This window comes from Natranaeroarchaeum aerophilus, from assembly GCF_023638055.1.
GTDB classification, from domain to species: domain Archaea; phylum Halobacteriota; class Halobacteria; order Halobacteriales; family Natronoarchaeaceae; genus Natranaeroarchaeum; species Natranaeroarchaeum aerophilum.
Window position 1 is genome coordinate 1 of record NZ_JAKRVY010000004.1, and the last position, 23605, is coordinate 23605.

Genomic DNA, 23605 nt, shown 5'->3' on the forward strand with positions numbered 1-23605 from the left:
CACAATCCCGGACGGACGAAGCTCAAGACCCTGTGATTGATTCTATGACACGCTCTAAAATAGTATTCTTTATGTTATTATTCGCCGCAGATCCTACCAATAATGAATGCATCTTCCATCCACCGTTTACTAAACAAGTCGGTGATATTGGACTATTTGACCGTCCCAAACTATAGTATTAAACAACAGGGCCGCCAAAGTAGGTTGAATCTTACAAGATAGCCAAACATGATCTGAAGACGACAGGACTCCAGCGGTCAGTACGCACGGCTACCTAACAGCTGATTCAGTTGCTTCTACGTGAATAGAACTTTCGTCGCCTGCTGGGTTGACACTCTGTATTCCGTACAATCACTGGAACTTATCATTGGCTAAGGATTTCAACAGGGCCGCGTATTCGATATATTTTGTGTCCGACTGACACCCGCCACAGCCCGGCCCCGTTGGCTCATGTTGTACACACGACAAGGGCTAAGTAAGCTGGCTCACAATGTACACATTATGAGTGGCGATAAGAAGCGCGTCCAGTTCCGGGCACCCCACCGGCTCATCGACCGGACCGACGCCCTCGCGGAGGTGCTCGGCGAAGATCGGACGAACATCCTCGTGACCGCGCTCCGGGAGTATCTACAAGAGGCCACGCACGACGACGCGCTGACCCAGGAGATCGCGGCCGCCTACTACGACGACGATATCACCGTCGAGCAACTCAAATCACTCGTTGGTGCTGAAGAGGCAGCAAATCTTCGTGTATTGAAACAGCAGTTAGACGAGGACTTCATCGACGAGGTTGCTGACGCATAGATGTCGACGCTCGTTGCCGATGCCTCCGCACTCGTCAATCTCGGAATCGTTGCTGACAGTGATCCTGATCCGCTCGCGCTCTGTCTCGCCAATTACGAGGTCGTCGTCCCAACAAAAGTCCTTGAGGAGCTCAACGAGATCGCCTCGTATGATGACGCGCACGGTCGTGCTACATCTATAGCCCTCGATCGAACCGAAGCGTACGAGACACGGTCAATTGCGCTTGACGCCGAGTTTCCGCTTGACGATGGCGAGAACGCGGCCGTTACTCTCGCAAACGACCTCGATGCTGCGCTTTTCCTCTGTGACGAGTTCAACCAGCTTGGCTTGATTCACGCCTCGCTTGCTGACACACGGCTCGTCACTACGCCAACGCTCCTCGCGATGCTCGTCCGAACTGAACAGCTATCAGCAGCCGATGCACAGCTCCTTCTCGATACAATCAGCGATGCCCGTAGCTGGGGCACAAACAGCTACGTGCAACGGGCCCGATCGTTGTTCGAGGAGCACTGACATCGATGCTATCGTCCTCTGTTCTCGGTCTGCTACGTCGAAGATCACGATGATGGAATGTTCTGTGAATGTCGTTGGAATCGATACCCGAACACGCATACTACCAGGTTCACTCCCATGAGCTACCATTTGCTACCGATATCTTTGACCTCGAACTCCTGCCACTTCTTCCACTCGACCGTTATTCCGCTGTGTGCCAGTCGAGCCGTTCTTCGGCGAGCCGCTCGGCATACTCTGCTAGTTCAGGGTCCGTCTGTTCGTGCTGTGCGGAAAATTCAGTTAGTGCTACAGCGATGATGATCCGTTCAAGCCGAGTGTATTCTGCCATCAGCGGTGTTGGATTCGGCTTGTAATATGAATGCGAGGACGTGTATCGGATGACCTATTTTCTTACAGCGAGAGAATCCCGGCGTTTACGCCGGGCGTGAATCGCGTCACCCAACTACACGATCCACCGTCGATAGCAGACCGGATATTGAACGGTAATCCGAATCAATAAGTGGATTTATCTACATAGGCTATGTATGGCGATTGAGGCTACTCGCACCTACGTTGGTTCCATCCAGAACCAGCGACAGGTCTGTGATGGCCTTGATTCGCTTGGAGACTCTGCCTCGAAAATCTGGAACGTTGCACGATGGACAGCCGACCGCATCTGGGATGAGACTGGGGACATTCCAGATGAGGGAACGCTCAAAGCCTACATGAAGAACCAGCCGTGCTGGAAAGATCTGAACGCACAATCCAGTCAGAAAGTCATCGAAGAACTTTCTGACGCTTTCCAGTCGTGGTTCGACCTGCGACACAAGTTTGATGAGGCGAATCCGCCCGGCTACCGCAAACACCGCGACAGACGCCCCAAGAGTACAGTCACGTTCAAAGAAGACGGGTTCAAACACGACCCCGAGAACAACCGCGTCCGACTCAGTAAAGGCTCGAATCTCAAGGAGAATTGGTCGGACTTCATTCTCTGTGAATACCAGACGCGCCCAGACGTTCATCTCTCGGAAGTCAACCGAGTGCAAAACGTTCGCGCCGTCTGGAACGGTGACGAGTGGGAGTTGCACTTTGTCTGCAAGGTTGAACTCGAAACCAACGATTCCGCGGGCGACGGCGTTGCAGGAATCGACCTCGGAATCACGAACATCGCCACGGTCGCGTTCCCCGACGAATACGTGCTGTACCCCGGAAACTCGCTCAAACAGGACAAACATTACTTCACCCGAACTGAGTACGATACTGAGGGCGAGGACAGTCCGTCAGAGAAGTCGATGTGGGCACGTCGGAAACTCGCAGATCGGGAAACGCATTTCTACCACACGCTTACGCACACCATCATTAAGGAGTGTGTCGAACGTGGTGTCGGTACGCTCGCGGTGAGTTGGCCTGAAGACGTGCGAAAGTCAGACTGGGGGAAGACTGGGAACAAGAAACTCCACACCTGGGCGTTCGACCGCATCTACCAGTACCTCGAATACAAAGGCGAGATGCGTGGCGTTGAGGTGCTGAAAGAGAACGAGTGGGACACCTCGAAGACGTGTTCCCGGTGTGGTGAGGACACGAAGTCGAACCGTGTCGAACGTGGCCTGTACGTTTGTTCGTCGTGCGAGTTGGTCGGGAACGCGGATTGCAACGGGGCGGAGAACATGCGACAGAAGATAACTCCGAGTCCTCATGGTGAGGATAGGAGTAACGGCTGTGTGGCACAGCCATCGGTACACCTGTTCGACCGCGAGAGCGGGACGTTCAACACGAGAGAACAGGTCGTATCGTAAACCGGCAAATATCCCACCTGCGGTACGGGAAGCCCCACCGTTCACGGTGGGGAGGATGTCACCGTTACTCCTGGGTTCGTCTTGCCTGAGGGACAAGTGTCTCGTCAGAACTTTACCCACTGTGTCAGAACCAGTCTTACAATGGCTGGGACAGACGAGGAGTCGACCGATTTCGATGTCGACGCGTTGGAAGGGAGTGCTTGGTCCGTCGCGCGACTCAACGCTGAACTCGACGCAGTCCTGACAGACGCCATCGATCGGTTTCCCACGTATGTCTACGGAGAAATTTCGGACGTCAACTCGTACGATTTTGGGACCTTTTTCGAGCTGCGGGATATCGACGACGAGGCCGTGATTTCGTGTATCGCGTGGTCCCAATCAGTTGCAACCTTCGAGCAGCCACTCGAAGAGGGAACCGCAGCGATCGTCCGGGCCTCGGTTGATTTTCATGCAGAACGAGGGAACACGCAACTAGTCGTAGCAGATTACTGGCCGGCCGGTGATTCCGCGCGCACACAGGAACTTGAACAACTGCGATCCCAACTGGAATCGGAGGGATTGCTCGCCGAGGAGCGAAAGCGTCCGCTTCCGGAGTATCCGGAGTGTATCGGTGTCGTAACGTCGCTGTCGGGGTCCGCGCGTGAAGACTTCGTGAGTAGCGTTCAAGCGCGCGCAGCGGGGGTAACGATCAAACTGTGCGGCGCGACAGTCCAGGGAGAGAACGCTGTTCCATCGCTTGTCGGCGCGATCCAACGACTCGAACGCGACTCTTCGGTCGATATAATCGTCGTCACGCGTGGTGGCGGGTCCGATGCTGACCTCTGGTGTTTCAACGAAGAACCGGTCGTCCGTGCAATCGCTGATGCATCGACTCCCGTTGTGGTTGCCATCGGTCACGAGGACGATGAGACGCTCGCCGAAGCCGTCGCCGACCGGCGAGCGATGACGCCGACCGATGCGGGTGTGGCGACGACGCCGAATATGGACTCGGTTCGACAGTCCGTCAGGCAGGTAGAACGCCGTGTAGAGAGTGCGTATGCAGCACTTGCCGAGGAACGACTTGTTGAGTACCAGCACCGCATCGAGACCGCGTATTCAGCGCTTGAGCAACAAATTGCAGCACAGACGGCGACACGGCAACGACTTAGCGATCTCGATCAGCGCATTGCATCAGCATACACCGCCATCGTCGAGACTCGGTTGACGACGCTTGACCAGCGAATTGACACAGCATTACGAGACATCGAACATGCTGCCGAAACGGATGCTGTAACGGCTCAGGCTGTCCAAGGGCGTGTCGGTGATCTTGAAGCACGGATCGACAGAGCGTACCAGCATCGCGTCGACCAGGAACTCTCAGCATTTAATGCCCGAATTGACAACGCGTATCGAGAGATGGAGGCGGACGCCAAGATCGAAGCTGGGACGGCCGAAGCACGGCGACTCCGCATCGTCGTTGCTATTCTAGTCGGGCTGTTACTCCTCGGAGCTGCACTGGTTGTGTTGTTCTTGATTTAAATTATGAAATCCACATAGCCAAGTTGCTGGACTATCATCTTCCCGCCATGGCCGCATACGAGGATGTCGATATCGAGTCGCGGATCGACCGTCTCGAAGAGATTGCTGAGACACTTGAAGACGGCGACGTTGGGCTGGAAACCGCCAGGGAACTCCGCGAGGAGGCGGATGACCACCTCGTGGCGTTGCGGGAGGCACTGGATGTGGATGATGGGGAATTAATCGAAATAGACGGTGCTGGTAGCACAGCCGAAGATCACTGAGCAGTTGGGGACCGAGAATATATTTTGAGAGACTGCTTACACTGTGGTGTAAAGAATGGGATCTCCGACGGCAGCAACAGACGGGTCGTGTCACGTCGACAGCGTTGCAGATCTCAGAAACTCAGCATCAGAAGCCCCTCCGACGATCGTCCAAATTAGCGATATCCACGGCTACCTGGAGAGTGCTCGCAGTGCACTGTTGGCTGTCGGAGAAGTTGATGAGTTCGATCCAATCGTCGAAGCTGATGATCAGGGTCGCCTCCACTGGGCCTGTGGTGACGAGTATGTTCTTGTGTTCAATGGTGATATGGTTGACCGCGGGCCTGCCAGCGACGAGTGTCTCGACCTAGTGTGGCGTCTCCAGTCTGAGGCACCACCTGGGCATGTCCGGTATCACCTTGGGAACCACGAAATGGCACTACTGGTTCCCGATGTGCTTCACTGGCCTCACTGGTACGTCGGGAACCAGCCCCCATCGGTCAGCCGGATGTACTACAATGCAATCCGTGAAGGGCGCGTCTCCGTAGCGTTCGAGGGGTACGAGCACACGTATGCGCACGCGGGTTCCAACGATCCGATCGATGTCTCGTCACTGAATCAATCACTGCAGGACGCTGCACAGAAATTACTCGTTGCAATGAACGATGGCGAATGGGCACAGGTACAACAGGAGCTCGTCGATCAATATCCGACAGTGTTTGGAACCGGTGGGACATCCGGACGTGGTCCAGGTGCGGGTGTTCTCTGGCTCGACTACCAGTACCTGTCCGACGATGCTCCACAACAAATTGTCGGACATACTCGACAGAGAAAGCCCACCCGCGATGGGAACGTGATCTGTGGCAACGTCATCCGGAAAAACCAGGGCTCTATCGGTGGTGAGGGCGTCATTGTCGAAACGCCTGATGACGTGGGTGTTGTGGTCCGGAAAGAGGACGAGTCAGCGTCGTGTACGTTCTTTTCAGAAGTGGAATAGACGGACTATGTGTAAGGAATAGAGTGCTGTACTATCTTTCAAACTACATTTGTGACCGGGGCGTCTGAATATGGATTTTTCTGGAGTATAACTCTGGTATATTAAATTATCGGCTGCTGTGCGGACGATGTTTTTCACCAGCCTGCGTAAGGGCGCCGGAACAAAATTCTACGTTCACAACGATATGCGTACTACTACTGGTCACGGCGTATCAGAAGACAAAGTCAAGTTGAAATTGCGATTCTGTTAGTACGAATTAGTCGGTACGGTACTGCTTTACCAGCGGCAGCACCTGTTCCGTGACGACATCTGCATCGACATGACTCCATCCACTAATTGAGACATCACTGCTGAAGTTCACTGAGATTGTCCCATCGCTACCCGCCCCCCTATGCTTCTTTATTAGGGGTACAATTTCGTCTTCAACTACCGATCTCTCAACCGGTATCCATCCACCAATTGGCGCTCCATTCCCCAAGTATACCTTGTGTGATTTCGATTCGTGATCGCTTTTAGCCTCTCGTTGCCCTGTCGTTGTCTTTGAGTCGACGCCGTCCTCCAAATCAAGTTCCTGCCGGCGAATATACTTGCTTTCTGTAATCTCAAAGATCTCCTCTTCTGTGATTGGGACAGTTTCGTTCTCAAGAAGCTGGTCTATTTTTTCTGGATCAAATGTTTCGACAGTAACCTGCTCAGCTGGGACGCCGTGGTTACGAAGTACCTCGGTGACTGTCTCATCATCTCGTAACGAACGCCGGCGACTTTCCGTCCCTACTACTTTCCCAAACTCACCCGCGACCGTTTCGTCCGGCCCGACTCGTGATGCTAGCTCATCTCGTACGTCCGTCCGAAGGTCGTCAATCTGTGATTTTGCCTTGGAGAACAATGCATAGCGATCCGCGAGTGTCTCCGTCTCCATCTCTGAAACATCGAAGGGGTGCTCCGTCTCTAATCCCATTACTGTTTCCAGAACTTCCTGCAGAGCAGCCCCCTGACTATCGTCCGCAGTTGCGCTTTGTGGACCCTCTTCTTTCTCGTCTTCGTTGTCAGAGGTTGCTCGGTCATCATAGACCCGAGCACAGTATGCGTGGTCCCCAATGAGAGATTGAACCGCTTTCCGAGATGGCTTCTTCACCTCAGACCCAGATCCGGTTAAGACTGCGAGTACAGCCTGATTCTGCAAATCGTGGCGTTCTATCGTTGTCCGGATTGAATCGAGAGTTGTGGACCCTGTGACCTCGAACTCGAACGTACTGAATGAGCGAGTATCGAGTTCGTGTCGAGTCATCTGTAAGGTGCCATCCGAGATAGAGTACTCGTTGACCCCACACTCCGGTGGGGCTTGTTCTATTGTCGATTGCGATAGAATATGCTCGACACTTCCAGGGTCAAGGAGATGCCTTCCAGCATGTTCTTTACAGACTGGATGTGCCCGTTTGCCGGCAAAGAACGCTATCGGCTGTGAAGGTGCCCGACGCTCGACCGCTTGGATCACACGGTTGTTGGAGCGGCCCACATCGGTGCCGCCACACGCAACTAACAGTGTCTCGTCCTCAGAGACCTCCGTGAAAGCGATCTCCTCCACAGTTGATTGTGAAGCGTCGTCAATGCCGACCAGCGTCAGACCATCGTCCAGTTCGACAGTCTGTCCCCCGATTGGCTTCAGGAAGCCGCTTCTTGCAAGGCTCTCCAGTACGGTTGACTGAATCTCGGCTTCTTTTGGCCCGCACACAAAATAGAACGGTATAGAGTTGTCTTTGAGCTTTTTCAGCTCTGTTTGTAGATTAGAGACAGTCTCGCGGTCAGGCTTTCGGCTCTGGAATAGATGGCCTGTATGGAGGACCGCATCGACTTGTCTGTCGATAGCAGTATCAACAGCTTGGGCAAAAGCGTCGAGATAATCGGACTTGCGCGCAACTCTACCCATGTTCTTACGGCCAAGCGTCGTTTTTCCTATGTGGAGAAGTGAAAGCGACGGCGACTGCTTATCCGGTGCTGGATGTTTCTTCTTTTGCTCAATCGGATCACTGTTACTTGTATCAGAGACCAAGGAGTCGGTCTGCGCTATCCAGTCTTCTTTGAATTCAAAATCAGCAACTGAAAGATGCTGATCCAAGGCTGAGGCGGCAATTACGTCAGATAGCTGTTCTCGGGTATCCCTGCCAACACGGCGTCCCTGAAGATGATCAGCTAGAGCTGCCGCTTCCTCACTCCGCATGGGAGTCAGCGCGTCCGGGACCGCGAGATCATCAGAAAACGAGCCACCCGTATTCGGTAACCAGGCGTCTCCAATGAGGGCTAACGCTTTGAACAAATACCAAGGCAAGGTATCGCCGGAGCTGTATCCTAACTCGGTCAGCAGTTGCTTTGCCTCTGGACGAAGCGAGAACGTATACCGGCCATTTGGAAAAGAGGCCTTGATCCGAAGTTCGTCATCTGTGCTGCGGACCAACTTAGGTGGCTTTGCCATGAATTAGAGTATAATGTCAATACTAGTGAAAAACATTTTGATGTAATGGTCTAATTAAGAACCTTGTCGATCGCCGTGCGGTGGGTCACTACCTGATTCGGTCGATATCGAGTAGAGGATGTCGCAAGATTGGATCGGGTTGTTAAACCTGACTGGTAGAGAACCAGCCGAATTGTCTAACGAGTTGATTCTCAGTAAGTAGTATCAACGACAGGAATTTATGTGATTTCTTGATTAACGCTCTACGCGCGGACACGTAGTTCAGTCTGGCAGAACGTCCGGATCACTCGGCAATGTGCAGGTCATTGACCCACGAATACTGGATCCAGATGTCATAGCCGATCTCGCAGCTTTGTTTGACGAGCTATCGGAACCTGGGTCTGACGACGGAAACACCGTTGACCGAATTGACGCTGCGTTGGCCGATTCCATACTCTAAGCGACTGACCGCTCAATCCAGTGTTCCGGTGCTCCTCTTGCGTGTCTCGTCCACAATCTTGACCAAGCAATCTAACGACCAGTACCGGGAATTCAGGTTATAGACCAGCTCACTTGAGGGCGATAGGCCACCCCTCGGTCACGTCCACGGTTGTCGAGTATGTTTCACCGAAAACGTGATGTTCAGTCATAGCAACACGTCGAAGGTTGCTATTGACCGACGCTTCGACGCGGTATCCTGTCTCGGCGAGGTTGTCAGTACAACTGAATCGGAACTATCGTGAGTTATGGACCTAGCCGGGAGAACTTTCGGTACATCCGCTTCCATCGGCGGTACGCCGTTTTCGCAGATTTCATCCCAGCGAGCACTTCCGCGAAAGTAGACGGTTCGGCTTCGGCTTCCGTAATCGCCGTCGGTGCGATCGCATTTCCCGAGTGAACGGCATCGTGACATGGTTCACACAACGTAACGAGATTCTCGAAGCGGTGAACCCCACCACGTGATTTCGGAACGATGTGATGAGCATGTAATTCGACATCACCATACGGCCCCCCTCGGCGACGGCAGTTTTGACACTGGTAGTCGTCACGGCTGTACACTCGCTGTCGACGCCGATCCCAATCAGGAGGGTAGTCCTGCGTCGATTGGCGGACGACCCCCGTTTGAGTCCGGTTTTCTTCGACAGTTACGGGGGCATCAAGGACTTCCTCAAGATCGACATCGTCTGGGTCGATCGTCTCCTCTTCCTCCGTAAAGATGTCCAGCTCAACGACCTCCTGCAGATCGTCAACACTCTCCAGGGCGGCAGGATCGACATCCACCTCGTCAAGAAACTCACGAACTGTCGCGGGATCATCGTCCTGAACATCTTCATTCTCAGTGTAAGCGTGCCTACCGCTATCGGGCGTTTTTCCCGTCATGAGTCTTGAGCTATTTTATCGTTTGGCATTTTTGCCATGATATGCACTATCGACTTCCGTGCGTACCGTCGGGGTTATACTCAAGTGGTGTACAAATCCCACCGTCACTTGCGATCCACAGTTTTGACATGCACCCATAGTCATCCCTCCTACTCATCGTGTCCGCTCTTTCGAGTCGGTCGTCTTCCGTAACGGGGTATTTTGACTGGTTGTACATACAACTAGCCCATCCTGAGCCATCACTCTGGGGAAGGCAACCTAAAAAGAGACCTCTGTTAGTGGAGTGTAGACCTGAACGGCGATACGGTCATGCTGTCAGCCGGGAGTTCATATTGTGGGCACACATATGTCCATTTATTGCCCTTCGATGGCGAGTATTTTGGCAGTCTGGCGCGAGGATTTATACGTAACTGTTAATTAAAATCATTTACAGCGATTATGGATACAGAAAACAGAAGCAAGGAGATAACAGACGCGTTGGAAGGAATGGTCGGAGAGGACGCCGATCACGTCGAAAAAAGGCGTCAAGAATGGTATGATTGGATGAGAGAGAAGGGGAAATCCCCGCTCAAGCACGAACCGGTGGCGGAATCGAATGCTGATAATTACTATCGTCGACTCGACCAGCTCCATAGGGCTGCGATCGAGTACCTCAACCCAGACGACAAGGCCTCTCTCACCCCCGACCAAGCAGACGAACTGCTGTTGCTATTGGCACGGGATGAGCTACAGAAAGAGAATGGCGGGGATTACTCGTCTGCCTCGAAAAGAAAGTTCTCGGACGCGCTGAGAAAGTATTATCAGTTGGAGATACCATGAGGGGCCTCTGGACTTTGAGTGGCGGCCGAGAGTCAATTTTACAGACGGGAATCACACGTCAGCTGCTGAATTCTCATACGAGGAGACGGGGTTGTTGTTTGAAGCAGCGCAATCGTACCATAAACTCCCGTCCTACTACGACACCCCACCGGAAGAACGCGATCGGATCAACGGCCTCGTTGCACAGCGACTAAGCAAACCAAAGGGAGCTGTTACGCGAAAGGATTGGCAGCGGGCAGACCAGAGTAGTAAAATCTCTGCACTCATCAGTGTTGGACACGACGCTGGCCTACTCCCGGCCGAAGTCGAAGAAGCAGAGGTCAGTTGGTATAAACCAGATCAACAGATTTTGAAGATTCCCCCTGAGAAGGCTGCAAAAGAGCGAGAGAAGTTTGAGGTAGCATTGTCTGACGAATCGTGTGAGTGGATGAGTCGCTGGGTACGAGAGCGACGACACCTCGCAAAGTATGATGGATCCAATAAACTCTGGCTCAACAGAGAGGGGAACCCGTACCAGTCAGGGAGCCTGTGTAATATCGTGCGGAAGCTCTGTGAGGAAGCCGACATACCGACTGAGGACCGCGAAGTGAGATGGTACAGTCTCCGGCACACCCTGGGCAGACATATGAAATCGGACGGCAGTCTAGCGCAAGTGAACGATCAACTTCGCCACGAAACATTCGAAACTACCGTCTCTACATACGGTGATTCGGCTGCCGAAGAACGACAACAAACTCTCAACAAGAGTCGTCGGAAGGCAAAGCGAGCTGCTGAAGATCCGGAGTACAACCCATACGCGGACGACGATGCCGACAACACCAGTGATCAGGTATCGAGATCATCAAGCGACGCGGATAAAGTTGTGACTGACGCTGGAGGGGGAGATGTACACATCGACGCCGTCATCGATAATACGAGCGAAGCAAAAGTCGATATCACCCGCAAAATCTTGTCAGACCAAGAATCGCCGGATGATCGCTCGTCGACTTCGGACGACTAGCCCATCCGATCCAGTGCGTTTTTGCGGTCCTCTACGGGTGCCTGATCGTATTTCATCGTCGTCTCAGGGCTCCGGTGTCGGAGCTGAGTTTGCGCTGCTGCGAGACCCTCCTCACGGGCCATATAGGTTCCAACCGAGTGCCTGATAGAGTACCAGCTCATCTGTCGGTTCTCGACAGAGATGTCCGCGTACTCACACAGCGTATGCAGTACCGACCGGAGCGACGCCGATTGATACGGGTTCCCCCGCCTCGTCAGCCACAGCGCGTCTGTATCATCATACTTGTCGATCACCTTCCGCTGTTCGAGCCAGTACTCCAGCATCTCGATGGTTTGGTCTCGAAGACTCACGATCCAGTTTTCGACGTTTTTCGATGACTCCTCACGCGGGATTCGCAACACACCGTTCTCTAGATCCACCCACGATGTACGGGCTCGTTCGACTTCGATCGGGCGCAGCCCCGCGTCCAGACTCACGCTGACCAGACTAGGGATCTTCCAGCTGTTCGCCCGCTCCCAGTCTTCCTCGGTGAGTTCCTCTTTCGGTTTCTCGAATCGCTGGGCAAGGTATGCACGCCAGCGCTCGCGTTCATCACCGTACACGCTCTCACGCTTGGGTACGCTCCCGTATTCGAGTGCTGCATCCCGGATCTTCGGGCGTTCCTCTCGTGTAAGGTAGTCCCTCGGCGTTGTCGACTGGTTCTTGCGAGAGAACGTGATCTCCGGATCCCACTCTTCGCCGCCACGCTCGTGCTGACGCCATTTATACAGCATCATCACCGCCTTGCGACAGGCGCTCTTGTGAGCGTTCGAGTTCTCCTGTCGGGCGAGGTGCTTCAGGTATCCGTCGGCATGAGCAAGCGTGACGCTGGACGTGTAGCCTCCTTCTTCTTGCCAGACCCAGCGGTAGAACTGGTCCATTCGATACGCCCGGTTCTTCACCGTTGTCTTCGCATACCCTTCAGCGTGCTTTGGGTCTTTGCCGAATACCAGCAGCCATTCGAGACAGTGTTCTCGCTGCGTTCGGTAGTCAACGAGTTGTCGTTCATTAAGTAATTCTTCTGAGTTTTCCGTGACGACAGTGACCCCTTTGAGGGGGGTGGTTGCCTGTTCGTCGTTATTCATTGCCTGCCCTCCGATTTGGAACCCGGTTCGTTGCCCATCGATTTCGCTGATCGCAAGACGGCGATGGATTTTGCCCCGTTAACTTCGTTGCCTTTAATTTCACCCGGATCGCAAGAGGGCGGCGACTTTGACGCGTCTTCTGAACCGCATTGACCTTGAGCATGAGTTAATCACTTGTAACTCACGGGTGAAAACTACCGGATGGGAGGAAGATAGGAGTGCTCCGACTGGGATTCGAACCCAGGTCATTGCCGTGAGAGGGCAATATGATTGGCCGGACTACACCATCGGAGCGTGTACTAATCGGTAGCGGGGAGATGTGTTTAATAGTTCCGTTTTCACCGCGCCGTGTGGGTATCTGCCGTGGCTTGGGATCGGATATTGGGGAGAAGTAGACGGCTTTCAGACAGGCTCGAACCGGAAGCCGTCCCACTCCTGACTGTCCGGTTCGCGGATCCCCGCTCCCGGTTCACGAAGGTCATCGGCATAGACCGGTTCGACCGTGTCACCGATCTCGACATCCGCGCCGTCGACGATCTGTCCGAGCGCCCGCACTGGTTCACCGTCCACGTCGAACTCGACGATCGCGATCGTATTCGGCTCGCGGACGCCGGGTGGCGTCGCCGTACTGGTCGTCCACGTGATGACCTTTGCGGTCCGGTCGGTCAAATCGACCGACTCCGTCGCCTCGGCACCGCTCAGCCCGCGCGGGTGTCCGGGGTACGAAACAGTACCGTCATCGTAGCGCTGTGCCGTCAGTTCTGGCTCATCGTCGCTCATTGTCCTGCCTCCATGATCGTGGTGATGACACAGTTGCCGAAGCCGCCGACGTTACACGCGAGGCCGATATCCGCGTCAACCTGACGCGCCCCGGCGTCGCCGATCACCTGCTTGTAGATCTCGTAGCCCTGTGCGACGCCGCTCGCGCCGAGTGGGTGACCCTTGGACTTGAGGCCGCCGGACGTGTTGACCGGCAAGTCACCGGTCTTCTCCGTCCGTCCGTCTTCGATGGCTTTCCAGGCCTCGCCCTGTTCGGCGATTCCGAGCCCTTCCATCTGGAGGAACTCGAGGATCGTGAACATGTCGTGGAGTTCGGCGACGTCCAGATCGTCCGGCCCGATACCGGCCATCTCATACGCTTCTTTCCCGCTGTCGACGACGCCACCCATCACGGTGGGGTCCTCGCGCTCGTGGACGACGTGCGTGTCGGTCGCGCCGCCGATACCCGAAATAACCGCGTAGTTGTCGGTGTACTCCGCAGCGACTGATTCAGGACAGAGCATGAGCGCGGCGCTGCCGTCGGTGATCGGACAGAAGTCGTACAACCGGAGCGGATCGGCGATGACCGGCGAGTCCATCACGGTCTCCAGACTGACTTCCTTCTGGAACTGGGCGTGAGGGTTGTCGACGCCGTTTTTGTGATTTTTGACGGCGACTTTCGCCAGACTTTCTCGCGGTGCGTCGTACTCGTGCAGATAGCGCCGTGCGGTCAGTCCCGCGAAGCTCGGCAGCGTGACGCCGTGTTTGTACTCTGCGGGATGGGTCAGCGAGGCGATTACGTCGGTGGCCTCCGCAGTAGTGCGGTGGGTCATCTTCTCGCCGCCGACGAGCAGCGTCATGTCGCTCGCCCCGCTGGCGACCGACTGCCAGGCGGCGTAGATCCCTGCCCCGCCGCTGGAGCTCGTCTGGTCAACTCGCTGGGTGTAGGCGGGGATGGCCCCCAGATCGTGAGCGAGGGCGTTCGGGACCCCGGTCTGTCCCTCGAACTCGCCGCTTGCCATATTCGATACGTACAGATGTTCGACGTCGTCGGGTGCGACACCGGCGTCCGCGAGACAGGCCTCCCCCGCCTCTGCGAGGAGCTCGCGGATCCAGGCGTCGCGTTGCCCGAACTGTGTCATCGACGCGCCAATGACTGCCACGCGATCCATGTGAGGTCCCTCTCACGACGGGATAATATAAGCCGCGGGTTCGGAAGCGGATCCTCTCGCTCGGTTCATCCGCGCGACAGACCGGTGGTCTTTTGCTCGCCGCGGGCGCGGATTCTGGTATGACTGACGAGGAGCGACTCACCTACTCGGATGCGGGGGTAGACATCGAGGAGAGCGAGGCGGCGACTGCCGCGCTGCTCGACGCCGTCGGCAACGTCGTCGACAGCGAGTATGCCGGATTACTCGACATCGGCGACCAGTACCTCGGTCTGGCCACTGACGGCGTCGGGACGAAACTGCTGGTTGCAGAGGCGCTCGAAGACTACTCGACGGTCGGTATCGACTGTATCGCGATGAACGCCAACGATCTGGTCGCGGCGGGCGTCGACCCCGTGGCGTTCGTTGATTACCTCGCCGTCGAGGAGCCAAGCGAGGAGTTCTCCGAGCAGGTCGGTGACGGGCTCGCAGCGGGTGCGGAGGCCGCCGGGCTCTCACTGCTCGGCGGCGAGACCGCGGTGATGCCCGACGTGATCCGTGGGCTGGACCTTGCGGGCACCTGCGCCGGACTCGTCGACAAGGAGCAGACGTTCGACGGGGAGGCACAGCCGGGCGACGTTCTCGTCGGCTTCCCGTCCAGCGGCATCCACTCGAACGGGCTGACGCTCGCGCGGACCGCGGTGACACGGGAGTACGAGTACACGGATCCGTTCCCGCCGAACCCGGACCGATCCGTCGGCGAGGAGCTGCTCGAACCGACCCGTATCTACACCTACTTGCTCGAACCCCTGCGTGAGCACGACGCCCGCGCAGCGGCTCACGTCACCGGCGGCGGCTGGACGAACCTCACCCGGATGGGCGAGCACCGCTACGAGATCACCGACCCGTGTCCGGCCCACGACGTTTTCGAGTTCGTCCAGGAGCTGGGCAACGTCGCCGACGAGGAGATGCACCGGACGTTCAACATGGGCACCGGCTTCGTCGCTGCCGTGCCCGAGGAGCAAGCAGACGCGCTCGCCGACGCGACCGATGGGCAGGTCATCGGGACGGTCGAAGAGGGTGAGAGCGTCGAAATTCGCGGGCTCTCGCTGTAGCGATTGGTGAGAATCGACGACGGGAGGATCGCACGAACCGATACGTTCTTTCTGCACCCGCGCCAACACTGTAGCTATGCGCGTACGCGACTGGCAGGATATCGTCGAGGACGTCGTCGACAGCGGCGTCGATCCGGAGGGTTGGCGTGCCGTCGCGGGCGATCGTAGCGGTGGCGTCGGCGAGGACATGTATATCGGACATCCCGTCGGCGGCGTCTACCAGATCAAAACGTTTGCGAAGAACCCCTACGAGGTGCGCGGCGTCGGCACGCAGGTTGCACGGAAAATCGATGACGAGATTGGCTCGTATCTCCCCGAACAGCACGACGCCGGACGCTTTGCCGTCCAGCGTCCCCCCGAGGACGAGAGCGACGCAGAACAGAAGGTCAGTAACCTCGAAGAAGTGCTGAAGGCCCACTCGGACGCCCCGACGACGCCGGGCGATCTGTTCGACGACGTGATGGAGGTACTGGAGAGTCCTGCTTTCGGTCCGATGGAGTACGACCAGTACGACCGGCCCGAGGAGCTCGACGACCTGGCCTCGACGTTCGAGGAAGCCGAGGAGTTACTCGACACCGAACTCGACGATCTCGTAGACGAGGGCGACGTCGACCGAGGGTTTTACTGAGCTACAGAGGTTTCGTGGCGGCTTCGGCGGCTTCAAGTTCACGCCGGACGTTTTCTGGGATATGAGCGCCGAAACGACGGTTCGTAAGTATTACGCCGCGGTGCGGAACGGCGATCCCCTCGGTCCGTACTTCGCGGACCACCCCGCTGCCGTCAAGTTCGGGATCAGCGAACAGCTCCGTGGCTTCGAGGAGATCACCGAAGCACTGGCGGAGCAAACGCGCACGACCGAGGAGTGGCGCGTCGAGTCGACCGATCTGACGGTCACCGAACAAGAGAGCCATGCCTGGTTCGCCGACTTCGTCGATATGGCGTGGACTGACACCGGCACTGGCGAACGGTTCTCGTTCGAGTCCCGGTGGTCCGGGACGCTGGAGACACAGGATGGCGACTGGCAGTTCGTGAGCATGCACGTCAGCGCGCCGTGGGAGCTATAATGGTCGGACCTACCAGAGCTGAGATCGAGGAACCGAACGACTACAGCCAGATCAAGTGGGGATTCGTCGTTCTTATCGCGCTCTCGGGGGGTCTGACCGCCGTCTACGCCGATGCTTCGCTCACCGGGATCGCCGTGGCAACACTCGCTGGAGCGGTCGTCGGCGCGGCCCTGATGCAGTACCTCTTCTGGATGCTCAGAGGCTGAGCCGTCGGAGCCACGCGTTGGGATCGTCGATCTCCTCGCCTGTCGGCAGGTTCTCCGGTCGGTCCCAGACCTTACTCGCGGTCTCGACATCTCGTTGCTCGGCGACGTGCTCGAAGAAGGCTTTCCCGCGTTCGTACTGGCGACGTTTCATCCCGAGGCCGAGCGTCCGGCGAACGAACTTCGCGAGCGGCCCGCGACCCTGTCGACGGGCGTCGAGTTTCTCACGGAGGTCGGCGTACTCGTCGTCGAAGGCGTGATCCATTAGCAACTCGGCGTACCCCTCGACGACGGTCATCGTGGCGTCGAGTTCCTCGAAGGCCTCACGGTCGAGCGTGCCTTTGGAGAGCGCTTCGATCCCGTCGTCCATCGTCGCTTCGAGGTGGTCTGTGAGCCACGGTGCGGCACCGAACTCGGCCGCATGTGTCACCTCGTGGAACGCGATCCAGCGGCGGAACCGGTCGTACTCGACGTCGAGTTTCTCGGCGACGTCAATGATGTTCGGCCGGACGAAGTAAAGCGCGTGATCGTTTGAGTCTGCGAGCAAAAGCGGGTCGTACTGACCGAGCACGTTTCGGCCGAGGAAGGCGAGCATAAAGCTCATCGTCCCGGTGTTGACGACCCGAGAAACGCCCGGAATCGCGACGGTCGTGTGCGCTTCGACTGGCCGCATGACACGCCGAAACGTGTCGGCGTTCGCATCGATCCAGTGGTGGCGGTTCTGGATCTCGATCCGGTCGGGGACGTCGAAGGACAGGTCGCCAACCGAACGAATCTGTGTGCGGGCGTCACGGACGTCGTCGGCGTACGCCTCGCGTTCGGCCGCGGAGACGTCGAGAGATCCGGGGTCGGTGCTGGCGCGGGCCGCCTCGGCGACGGCGTCCCAGTCGACAGCGCCATCTCCAGAGGCCCCGGTCACCGCGCGGACGCTACGATACAGGTTCACGCTCACAGCTAGGGAACGGGCGGGGAAAACAGTTCGCCCACCTGTCCACAGCCCCCGCCCGGTTCCGTTTTATTCGTCGAGCAGCTACGTCCGGTATGCGCGAACTCGTCTTCACGCTCGATTATCATCCGGGCTGTAACGCGGTGGCGGACACGCTGGCCGAGTATCCGGACGCCGAGATCCGGTCGCTCTCCTTGCACGCCACCGAGTCGAGCCTCTGGCGCGTCGACCACGCGACCGGTTCGCCCGACGCGCTCGACGCCATCGAGGACGCCTTTCTCACCGCGGATTACTACGCCGACTGTCTCGCGACGGACCACTGCGGCGCGACCCAGACGATGCACGTCCTCGAACACACCGACGACACGCTCGTGCTCTACTCCTACTGGAAGCGAACCCCGGACTGTGCGTCGGTTCCCCATACGGCCCTCGACAATCTGGGCGAGGGCGCGCTCTTCGAGACTCGCCACAGTGAGCGTGAGTACACCTGGCGGATCATCCACTCCGGACCCGCGGATGTTCGCTCCTTCGTCGACGAGCTCGGACGGATCGTCGGCGACTGCGCCGAACTGGAGATCCGGCGCGTGACAGACGCCCCCTCGCCCGCCGAGTCGACCGACGACGGTGGACTCGCTCCCGAACAGGAGGCTGCGCTGGAGGCGGCTGTCGAGCACGGCTACTACGAGACGCCCCGGCAGGTCGACGTCAGCGAACTCGCCGAGCGCCTTGACGTCCCACGGTCGACGCTGACCTATCGGCTCCGACGGGCCGAGGCGCATCTGGCAAAAGAGCGCGTTTCACGCCGCTTTTCGCCCGACAGCAGTTCCGCGCTGCTCTGAAGCTGTCGAACCAAATCTCAGCCTTGGTTGGAGTATTCCAAACAGAAAGTTGGAGTATTCCAAGAAACTCGTATCCCCATCTGCTCCGTAGCGACGAGTGATGACTGCCAGTCGTATGGATGACGAAGGGGTCGCGGACGAACATGTCACCCTCCGACTTTCCGTCCCTGATATGGACTGCCCCTCCTGCGCGGGCAAAGTAGCGAACGCGCTGTCGGACGTGGATGGCGTAGCGACGACGGATCTTCGGCCGACCTCCGGGACTGTTACTGTCACCTATGCTGCGGACCGCGCGAACGAACAGGACGTTGTGACCACCGTCGAGAGTGCTGGCTACGAGGTTGTCGAGCGGTCGGACGGGACCGATGTCAGTGGGTCGGGAGTCGCTGACTCCGCGGACGTCTGGACCAGCCCCCGGGCTATCAAGACGTGGATCGGCGCAGTCTTTCTGGTTGTCGGACTCGCGCTGACGTTCGTCCTGACCGGGCTGAACACCACGCTGGTCTCGACGACCGCTGTCACGCTCACCGTTGCCGACGCCGCGTTGCTCGCTGCGACCGCTGCGGCCGGTGTTCCAGTCGTCCGATCGGGCTACTACTCCGCTCGAAACCGGAGTCTCGATATCGATCTCCTGATGGGGACCGCAATCGTCGCCGCGACGGGGATCGGCCTCTACATCGAGGCGGCGACGCTTGCGGTCCTGTTCAGTATCGCGGAACTGCTCGAACGCTATGCGATGGATCAGACCCGCGACGAGCTGCGTGAACTGCTGGAGCTGTCGCCCGAGGAAGCCACTGTCTTCCGGAACGATGATGGCGGCGAACCACAGGAGGTGGTCATCCCCGCCGAGGACGTTCGGGTCGGTGAGCGTGTTATCGTCCGGCCGGGCGAGAAGATCCCCATCGATGGAACCGTCGTCGAGGGGTCGAGTTCGGTGGACCAGTCGCCGATCACCGGCGAGAGCGTCCCCGTCGACAAGTCCGGCGGCGACGAGGTCTTTGCGGGCACACTCAACAAAGCGGGCTATCTGGAGATCGAGACGACCAGCGAGGCCGGTGAGACGACGCTCGCCCGAATTATCGACCTCGTCGACGACGCACAGGCCAAACAGACCGAGAAAGAGCAGTTCGTCGATCGCTTTGCAAGCTATTACACGCCGGTCGTGGTCGTGCTTGCGCTGTTGACCGCGTTCCTCCCGCCATTGATCATCGACGGCACGGCAACGATTGGACTCGCGGGATTAGAGCACACGTTCGGCGACGACTCACTGGTGTGGTTCGTTCGCGGGCTGACGCTGCTTGTGATCGCCTGTCCCTGCGCGTTCGTCATCTCGACGCCGGTCAGCGTCGCCTCCGGCGTAACAAGCGCAGCCCGGAATGGTGTCCTGATCAAGGGCGGCAACCACCTCGAAGCGATGGGCGAGGTCGATGCTGTCGCCTTCGACAAGACTGGGACGCTCACCGCTGGCGAACTCACCGTGACGGACGTCCTTGGGATCGGCGAGAACTCGCCTGAGGACGTGCTCGCCAGAGCCGCAGCGCTCGAAGGGCGCAGCGAGCACCCGATCGCCGAGGCCGTTCTGGAGCGGGCAAACGGGGCGGGAATCGAACCGCGAGCTGTCACGGCATTCGAGAGCCTCACCGGCAAGGGCGTCCGCGGAGACATCGACGGGACGGCCTACTACGCCGGAAAACCGGGACTGTTCGAGGAGCTCGGATTCGATCTCGATCGATCGGCTGCCGGCCCCCAGCGAACCGACGGCGGCGTGTCGGCGGTAGGCGAGGACGCCCTGCCGGGGGGGCAGGATGTGTCCGATACTGACTCCCCGTCGCTCCGCAGCCGGATCGACGCTCTGCAGGCCGAGGGCAAGACGGTGATCCTCGTCGGAACTGACCAGCGGCTCTTCGGGGCTATCGCCATCGCCGACGAGATCCGACCCGAGGCCCGACTCGCCGTGGACGCGCTTCACCGCCTCGGTGTCGGCCCGCTGGTAATGCTCACCGGCGACAACGAGGGCACGGCAAGAGCGGTCGCCGAGGAACTCGGGATCGGCGAGTACCGCGCCGGTCTACTGCCCGCGGAGAAAGTCGAGGCCGTCGAGGAACTGCAGGACGAGTACGGCTCGGTTGCAATGGTCGGCGACGGGATCAACGACGCGCCCGCGCTGGCGACGGCAGATGTCGGTATCGCGATGGGGGCGGCGGGCACCGACACCGCCATCGAGACTGCCGATATCGCGCTGATGGGCGACAACGTCGCGAAACTGCCCTACCTGTACGCGCTCGCCCAGAGGGCCAACAGCGTAATCCGCCAGAATATCTGGTCCAGCCTCGGCGTCAAGGCCCTCCTCGCAATCGGCGTCCCCTTCGGCTACGTCAGCGTCGCCGTGGCAGTCATCGTGGGTGACATGGGAATGAGTCTCGGCGTCACCGGCAACGCGATGCGGCTCTCGCGGGTGACGCCGGAAGAGTTCATCGAGGAGTAGTCACTCGGTCGTCGAAGTGAACCGGCTGACCGGACCCTCCTCTTCCTCGTCCAGTTCCAGTTCCTCCTCTTCATCGTCTCCCCCGAGAAGCGTCTTCACTGCGACGCCGATGACGGCGAGGATGACCAGCGGGATCAGGACTGCTGCGATGCCGAGGCCACTATCGTCTTCTTCCGCCGTTTCCGCTTCCTCTCCTCCGTCCTCGTCGGTTCGATCGATATCGGCCGAGAACAGTCCCTCGTCGTCGGGACCGCTGGGGCCGATCTGGATGCGTCCACGCGGGTTGAACTCGAACAACGTTATCTTTGCCATACCTGCTAGTTGGACGAGACGGAACTTAGGAATGAGGGTGTCACGACGTATCACGTCTCCTGACAGCCTTGCCGTGACGACAGGCTTGAAACACCGGGACAACAAGTTCGGGTATGGACGACTCACAGCGGGAGTTTCTCGACGAACTGCTCACGACGCCGAGTCCGACTGGCTACGAGACGGCTGGCCAGCGCGTCTGGATCGACTACGTCTCTAAATTCGCCGACGATGTACAAACTGACGAGTACGGGAATGCAGTCGCGACCGTCGAGGGCGGGGAGCCGGAGATCGCGATCGCGGGCCATGCCGACGAGATCGGGTTTCTGGTGCGCCGGATCGACGACGACGGCTTCGTCCAGATGGCCCGACTCGGCGGCTCCGATCGGACGGTGACGCGTGGCCAGCACGTCACGATTCACGGCGAAGAGCCGGTCAGCGGTGTCGTCGGACAGAATGCGATCCACCTGCGGGATGCGGGCAAAGAGGAGTACGACGAGATCCGCGAGCAACGGATCGATATCGGGGCCGAGGACGGCGAGGCGGCCCGCGAACTCGTCGAGGTCGGCGATCCGATCACGTTCTCCTCGACCATTGAGGAGCTACAGGGGAGTCTGGTCGCCGCGCGGGGAATGGACAACCGTGTCGGGACGTTCGTGGCCGCGGAGACGCTACGAGCGGCCGCCGAGGCCGACGTTGACGCGACGATCCACGCGGTCAGCACGGTCCAGGAAGAGGTCGGGCTCAAGGGTGCACAGATGGTCGGCTTCGATCTCGACCCGGACGCCGCCATTGCGGTCGATGTCACACATGCTACCGACTACCCCAACGCGCCGTCCGATCGGGCGGCGGACGTCGAACTCGGTGGTGGCCCCGTGGTCTCGCGAGGAACGACGAACCACCCGGTCGTCGTCGAGGCGGTTCGCGAAGCGGCCGACGACGCCGACGTCGACGTCCAGCTAGAGGCAGCCGGGATCCGTACCGGGACGGACGCCGACGCCTTCTTCGTCCAGCGCGGCGGTATCCCCTCGCTGAACGTCGGTCTGCCCAACCGGTACATGCACACGCCGGTCGAGGTCGTCGATACCGAGGACCTGACCGCGAGCGTCGAGCTGCTCGCCGCCTTCGCCGAGCGCGCCAGCGAGTACGAGGCGTTCGCTGTCGACGTCTAGCCAGCCCCGCCGTCGCAATCATGCTGTTTTTGAGCCTACTCTCGCCGTCGGTTAGCCTTGCGCCTGTAACATCTGGCACAAAGTACATAATGTTACAATGTAACACCTGAAACGATGTCTCCGACGATCCGGATCGACGACGAGACGAAAGCGGCGATAGACCAGCTCGGCGGAACGTTCGACTCGGCGGACGACGTCCTCCGGCGGCTGATCGATGAGAGCGGAAACGGCGAACTACTGGCTGGTGGCGATGGGAACGGCGATCACCCCCATGGTGGGCCCCCGGGACAGCAGTGACCGGCGAGCAGTCGGCGACTTCGTCGTCGGATCCCACTGTAACCCGGTACGTTTATGCCCATCACGCGAGGGTATGAGCGTATGAGTGGACGACCCCTCGACGTACTCGAAGCGTCTCTCGGCGAAGACGTACAGGTTCAGCTGAAGGGCGGCGAGATCTACGAAGGGCACCTGACGGGCTACGATCAGCACATGAACCTCGTGCTTGAAGACGCCATGAAAGTCCCCGCGCCCGAGGATCCGACGGGCGATTCGGAGCCGCCAGTCGAAGACACAACCATTATACGCGGCGATAACGTCGTTTCGATCATCCCATGACTGGTGCAGGAACCCCAAGCCAGGGTAAAAAGAACAAGACCACCCACGTCAAATGTCGACGCTGTGGTGAGAAGTCCTATCACATTAAAAAGAAGAAGTGCTCGTCGTGTGGCTTCGGCAAGTCCAAGAGCAAACGTAGCTACGCCTGGCAGTCGAAAGCTGGCGACAACTAAGCTCCACGACGGTTCTCTCTACTCCCAGTTGACGAGCGATAGCTATGTCTCTCGTTCTCACGATGGTATCCACGTATGTGTATATCCTGGCCACTGAGCTGGTCGAGTAGAACACGATTGGGAGGATTTATCCCCGATGACTCGCTAGACACGTCC

The 23605-nt window shown here is 58.2% G+C and carries 26 protein-coding genes and 1 tRNA gene; 18 read left to right on the plus strand and 9 right to left on the minus strand.

From position 1 onward, the window contains the following. Positions 1-501: 501 nt before the first annotated feature. Together AArcSt11_RS08580 and AArcSt11_RS08585 are read left to right on the plus strand one after the other, a co-directional pair. Positions 502-804 carry a hypothetical protein gene (locus AArcSt11_RS08580; RefSeq protein WP_250596319.1) on the plus strand — a complete coding sequence of 101 codons (303 nt, stop codon included), beginning with the start codon at positions 502-504 and terminating at the stop codon, positions 802-804. Further along, on the plus strand, positions 805-1317 hold the full coding sequence (locus AArcSt11_RS08585; RefSeq protein ID WP_250596321.1) for a PIN domain-containing protein: 513 nt from the start codon (positions 805-807) through the stop codon (positions 1315-1317). It abuts the gene before it with no gap. 181 nt (positions 1318-1498) lie between these two features. Here the strand turns inward: AArcSt11_RS08585 and AArcSt11_RS08590 are convergent, their stop codons facing one another. Further along, positions 1499-1645 carry a hypothetical protein gene (locus AArcSt11_RS08590; protein WP_250596322.1) on the minus strand — a complete coding sequence of 49 codons (147 nt, stop codon included), beginning with the start codon at positions 1643-1645 and terminating at the stop codon, positions 1499-1501. Between the two features lie 196 nt (positions 1646-1841). Here AArcSt11_RS08590 and AArcSt11_RS08595 point away from each other — a divergent pair, with 196 nt between their 5' ends. From AArcSt11_RS08595 to AArcSt11_RS08610, 4 genes are all read left to right on the plus strand, one after another. Beyond that, complete coding sequence (locus tag AArcSt11_RS08595) at positions 1842-3092, plus strand: RNA-guided endonuclease InsQ/TnpB family protein (RefSeq protein ID WP_250596323.1); 1251 nt, start codon at positions 1842-1844, stop codon at positions 3090-3092. Positions 3093-3233: 141 nt separating this feature from the next. Next, positions 3234-4610, plus strand: coding sequence for an exodeoxyribonuclease VII large subunit (xseA, locus tag AArcSt11_RS08600; RefSeq protein ID WP_250596324.1), 1377 nt, complete (start codon positions 3234-3236; stop codon positions 4608-4610). A 47-nt stretch (positions 4611-4657) separates the two neighbouring features. After that, positions 4658-4873: an exodeoxyribonuclease VII small subunit gene (locus AArcSt11_RS08605; protein ID WP_250596325.1), complete on the plus strand. Its 216-nt coding sequence runs from the start codon at positions 4658-4660 to the stop codon at positions 4871-4873. 55 nt (positions 4874-4928) lie between these two features. Continuing rightward, the gene (locus AArcSt11_RS08610) at positions 4929-5849 is read left to right on the plus strand and encodes a metallophosphoesterase (protein ID WP_250596326.1); all 921 of its coding nucleotides are present in this window, start codon (positions 4929-4931) and stop codon (positions 5847-5849) included. Between the two features lie 256 nt (positions 5850-6105). Here the strand turns inward: AArcSt11_RS08610 and AArcSt11_RS08615 are convergent, their stop codons facing one another. Together AArcSt11_RS08615 and AArcSt11_RS08620 are read right to left on the minus strand one after the other, a co-directional pair. Beyond that, on the minus strand, positions 6106-8319 hold the full coding sequence (locus AArcSt11_RS08615) for a DUF7983 family protein (protein WP_250596327.1): 2214 nt from the start codon (positions 8317-8319) through the stop codon (positions 6106-6108). 723 nt (positions 8320-9042) lie between these two features. Next, the gene (locus AArcSt11_RS08620) at positions 9043-9678 is read right to left on the minus strand and encodes an HNH endonuclease (protein WP_250596329.1); all 636 of its coding nucleotides are present in this window, start codon (positions 9676-9678) and stop codon (positions 9043-9045) included. A gap of 438 nt (positions 9679-10116) precedes the next feature. Between AArcSt11_RS08620 and AArcSt11_RS08625 the strand changes: the two genes are divergently transcribed. Beyond that, the gene (locus AArcSt11_RS08625; protein WP_250596330.1) at positions 10117-10497 is read left to right on the plus strand and encodes a hypothetical protein; all 381 of its coding nucleotides are present in this window, start codon (positions 10117-10119) and stop codon (positions 10495-10497) included. 94 nt (positions 10498-10591) lie between these two features. Then, positions 10592-11497: a tyrosine-type recombinase/integrase gene (locus AArcSt11_RS08630; protein WP_250596331.1), complete on the plus strand. Its 906-nt coding sequence runs from the start codon at positions 10592-10594 to the stop codon at positions 11495-11497. Here AArcSt11_RS08630 and AArcSt11_RS08635 read toward each other — a convergent pair. The 4 genes from AArcSt11_RS08635 to AArcSt11_RS08650 all read right to left on the minus strand — a co-directional run bounded on the left by AArcSt11_RS08635 (position 11494) and on the right by AArcSt11_RS08650 (position 14552). Beyond that, on the minus strand, positions 11494-12621 hold the full coding sequence (locus AArcSt11_RS08635) for a tyrosine-type recombinase/integrase (protein ID WP_250596332.1): 1128 nt from the start codon (positions 12619-12621) through the stop codon (positions 11494-11496). The genes AArcSt11_RS08630 and AArcSt11_RS08635 overlap by 4 nt on opposite strands. A 219-nt stretch (positions 12622-12840) precedes the next feature. Further along, positions 12841-12915: transfer RNA gene (locus AArcSt11_RS08640), tRNA-Glu, on the minus strand. Between the two features lie 108 nt (positions 12916-13023). Further along, a complete protein-coding gene (locus AArcSt11_RS08645) occupies positions 13024-13401 on the minus strand; it encodes a Zn-ribbon domain-containing OB-fold protein (protein WP_250596333.1) in 378 nt (125 codons plus the stop codon). Continuing rightward, positions 13398-14552 carry a thiolase family protein gene (locus AArcSt11_RS08650; protein WP_250596334.1) on the minus strand — a complete coding sequence of 385 codons (1155 nt, stop codon included), beginning with the start codon at positions 14550-14552 and terminating at the stop codon, positions 13398-13400. The genes AArcSt11_RS08645 and AArcSt11_RS08650 overlap by 4 nt, the downstream gene beginning before the upstream one ends. 119 nt (positions 14553-14671) lie before the next feature. Here AArcSt11_RS08650 and purM point away from each other — a divergent pair, with 119 nt between their 5' ends. From purM to AArcSt11_RS08670, 4 genes are all read left to right on the plus strand, one after another. Beyond that, positions 14672-15643 (plus strand): phosphoribosylformylglycinamidine cyclo-ligase, encoded by a 972-nt coding sequence (gene purM / locus AArcSt11_RS08655; RefSeq protein ID WP_250596336.1) that lies wholly within the window; start codon positions 14672-14674, stop codon positions 15641-15643. A 76-nt stretch (positions 15644-15719) separates the two neighbouring features. Continuing rightward, on the plus strand, positions 15720-16271 hold the full coding sequence (locus tag AArcSt11_RS08660; protein WP_250596338.1) for a hypothetical protein: 552 nt from the start codon (positions 15720-15722) through the stop codon (positions 16269-16271). A gap of 61 nt (positions 16272-16332) precedes the next feature. Further along, positions 16333-16707 (plus strand): nuclear transport factor 2 family protein, encoded by a 375-nt coding sequence (locus AArcSt11_RS08665; RefSeq protein WP_250596339.1) that lies wholly within the window; start codon positions 16333-16335, stop codon positions 16705-16707. After that, the gene (locus AArcSt11_RS08670; RefSeq protein ID WP_250596340.1) at positions 16707-16913 is read left to right on the plus strand and encodes a DUF8527 family protein; all 207 of its coding nucleotides are present in this window, start codon (positions 16707-16709) and stop codon (positions 16911-16913) included. The genes AArcSt11_RS08665 and AArcSt11_RS08670 overlap by 1 nt, the downstream gene beginning before the upstream one ends. On the opposite strand, the gene AArcSt11_RS08675 is transcribed toward AArcSt11_RS08670, so the two are convergent. Next, complete coding sequence (locus AArcSt11_RS08675) at positions 16903-17856, minus strand: zinc-dependent metalloprotease (protein WP_250596341.1); 954 nt, start codon at positions 17854-17856, stop codon at positions 16903-16905. The genes AArcSt11_RS08670 and AArcSt11_RS08675 overlap by 11 nt on opposite strands. A gap of 95 nt (positions 17857-17951) precedes the next feature. Here AArcSt11_RS08675 and AArcSt11_RS08680 point away from each other — a divergent pair, with 95 nt between their 5' ends. Next, a complete protein-coding gene (locus AArcSt11_RS08680) occupies positions 17952-18695 on the plus strand; it encodes a helix-turn-helix domain-containing protein (RefSeq protein ID WP_250596342.1) in 744 nt (247 codons plus the stop codon). 100 nt (positions 18696-18795) lie between these two features. Then, positions 18796-21180 carry a heavy metal translocating P-type ATPase gene (locus AArcSt11_RS08685; protein WP_250596343.1) on the plus strand — a complete coding sequence of 795 codons (2385 nt, stop codon included), beginning with the start codon at positions 18796-18798 and terminating at the stop codon, positions 21178-21180. On the opposite strand, the gene AArcSt11_RS08690 is transcribed toward AArcSt11_RS08685, so the two are convergent. After that, positions 21181-21492 (minus strand): hypothetical protein, encoded by a 312-nt coding sequence (locus AArcSt11_RS08690; protein WP_250596345.1) that lies wholly within the window; start codon positions 21490-21492, stop codon positions 21181-21183. It lies immediately after the preceding gene. A 113-nt stretch (positions 21493-21605) separates the two neighbouring features. Here AArcSt11_RS08690 and AArcSt11_RS08695 point away from each other — a divergent pair, with 113 nt between their 5' ends. The 4 genes from AArcSt11_RS08695 (at position 21606) to AArcSt11_RS08710 (ending at position 23449) form a co-directional block, all read left to right on the plus strand. Continuing rightward, positions 21606-22661 carry a M20/M25/M40 family metallo-hydrolase gene (locus AArcSt11_RS08695; RefSeq protein WP_250596347.1) on the plus strand — a complete coding sequence of 352 codons (1056 nt, stop codon included), beginning with the start codon at positions 21606-21608 and terminating at the stop codon, positions 22659-22661. A gap of 114 nt (positions 22662-22775) precedes the next feature. Then, positions 22776-22958, plus strand: a complete 183-nt coding sequence (locus AArcSt11_RS08700) for a hypothetical protein (RefSeq protein ID WP_250596349.1) — start codon at positions 22776-22778, stop codon at positions 22956-22958. Between the two features lie 81 nt (positions 22959-23039). After that, a complete protein-coding gene (locus AArcSt11_RS08705) occupies positions 23040-23276 on the plus strand; it encodes an LSM domain-containing protein (RefSeq protein WP_250596351.1) in 237 nt (78 codons plus the stop codon). Further along, positions 23273-23449, plus strand: a complete 177-nt coding sequence (locus AArcSt11_RS08710; protein ID WP_238479897.1) for a 50S ribosomal protein L37e — start codon at positions 23273-23275, stop codon at positions 23447-23449. Before AArcSt11_RS08705 ends, AArcSt11_RS08710 begins: the two co-directional genes overlap by 4 nt. The last annotated feature ends 156 nt before the right edge of the window (positions 23450-23605 follow it).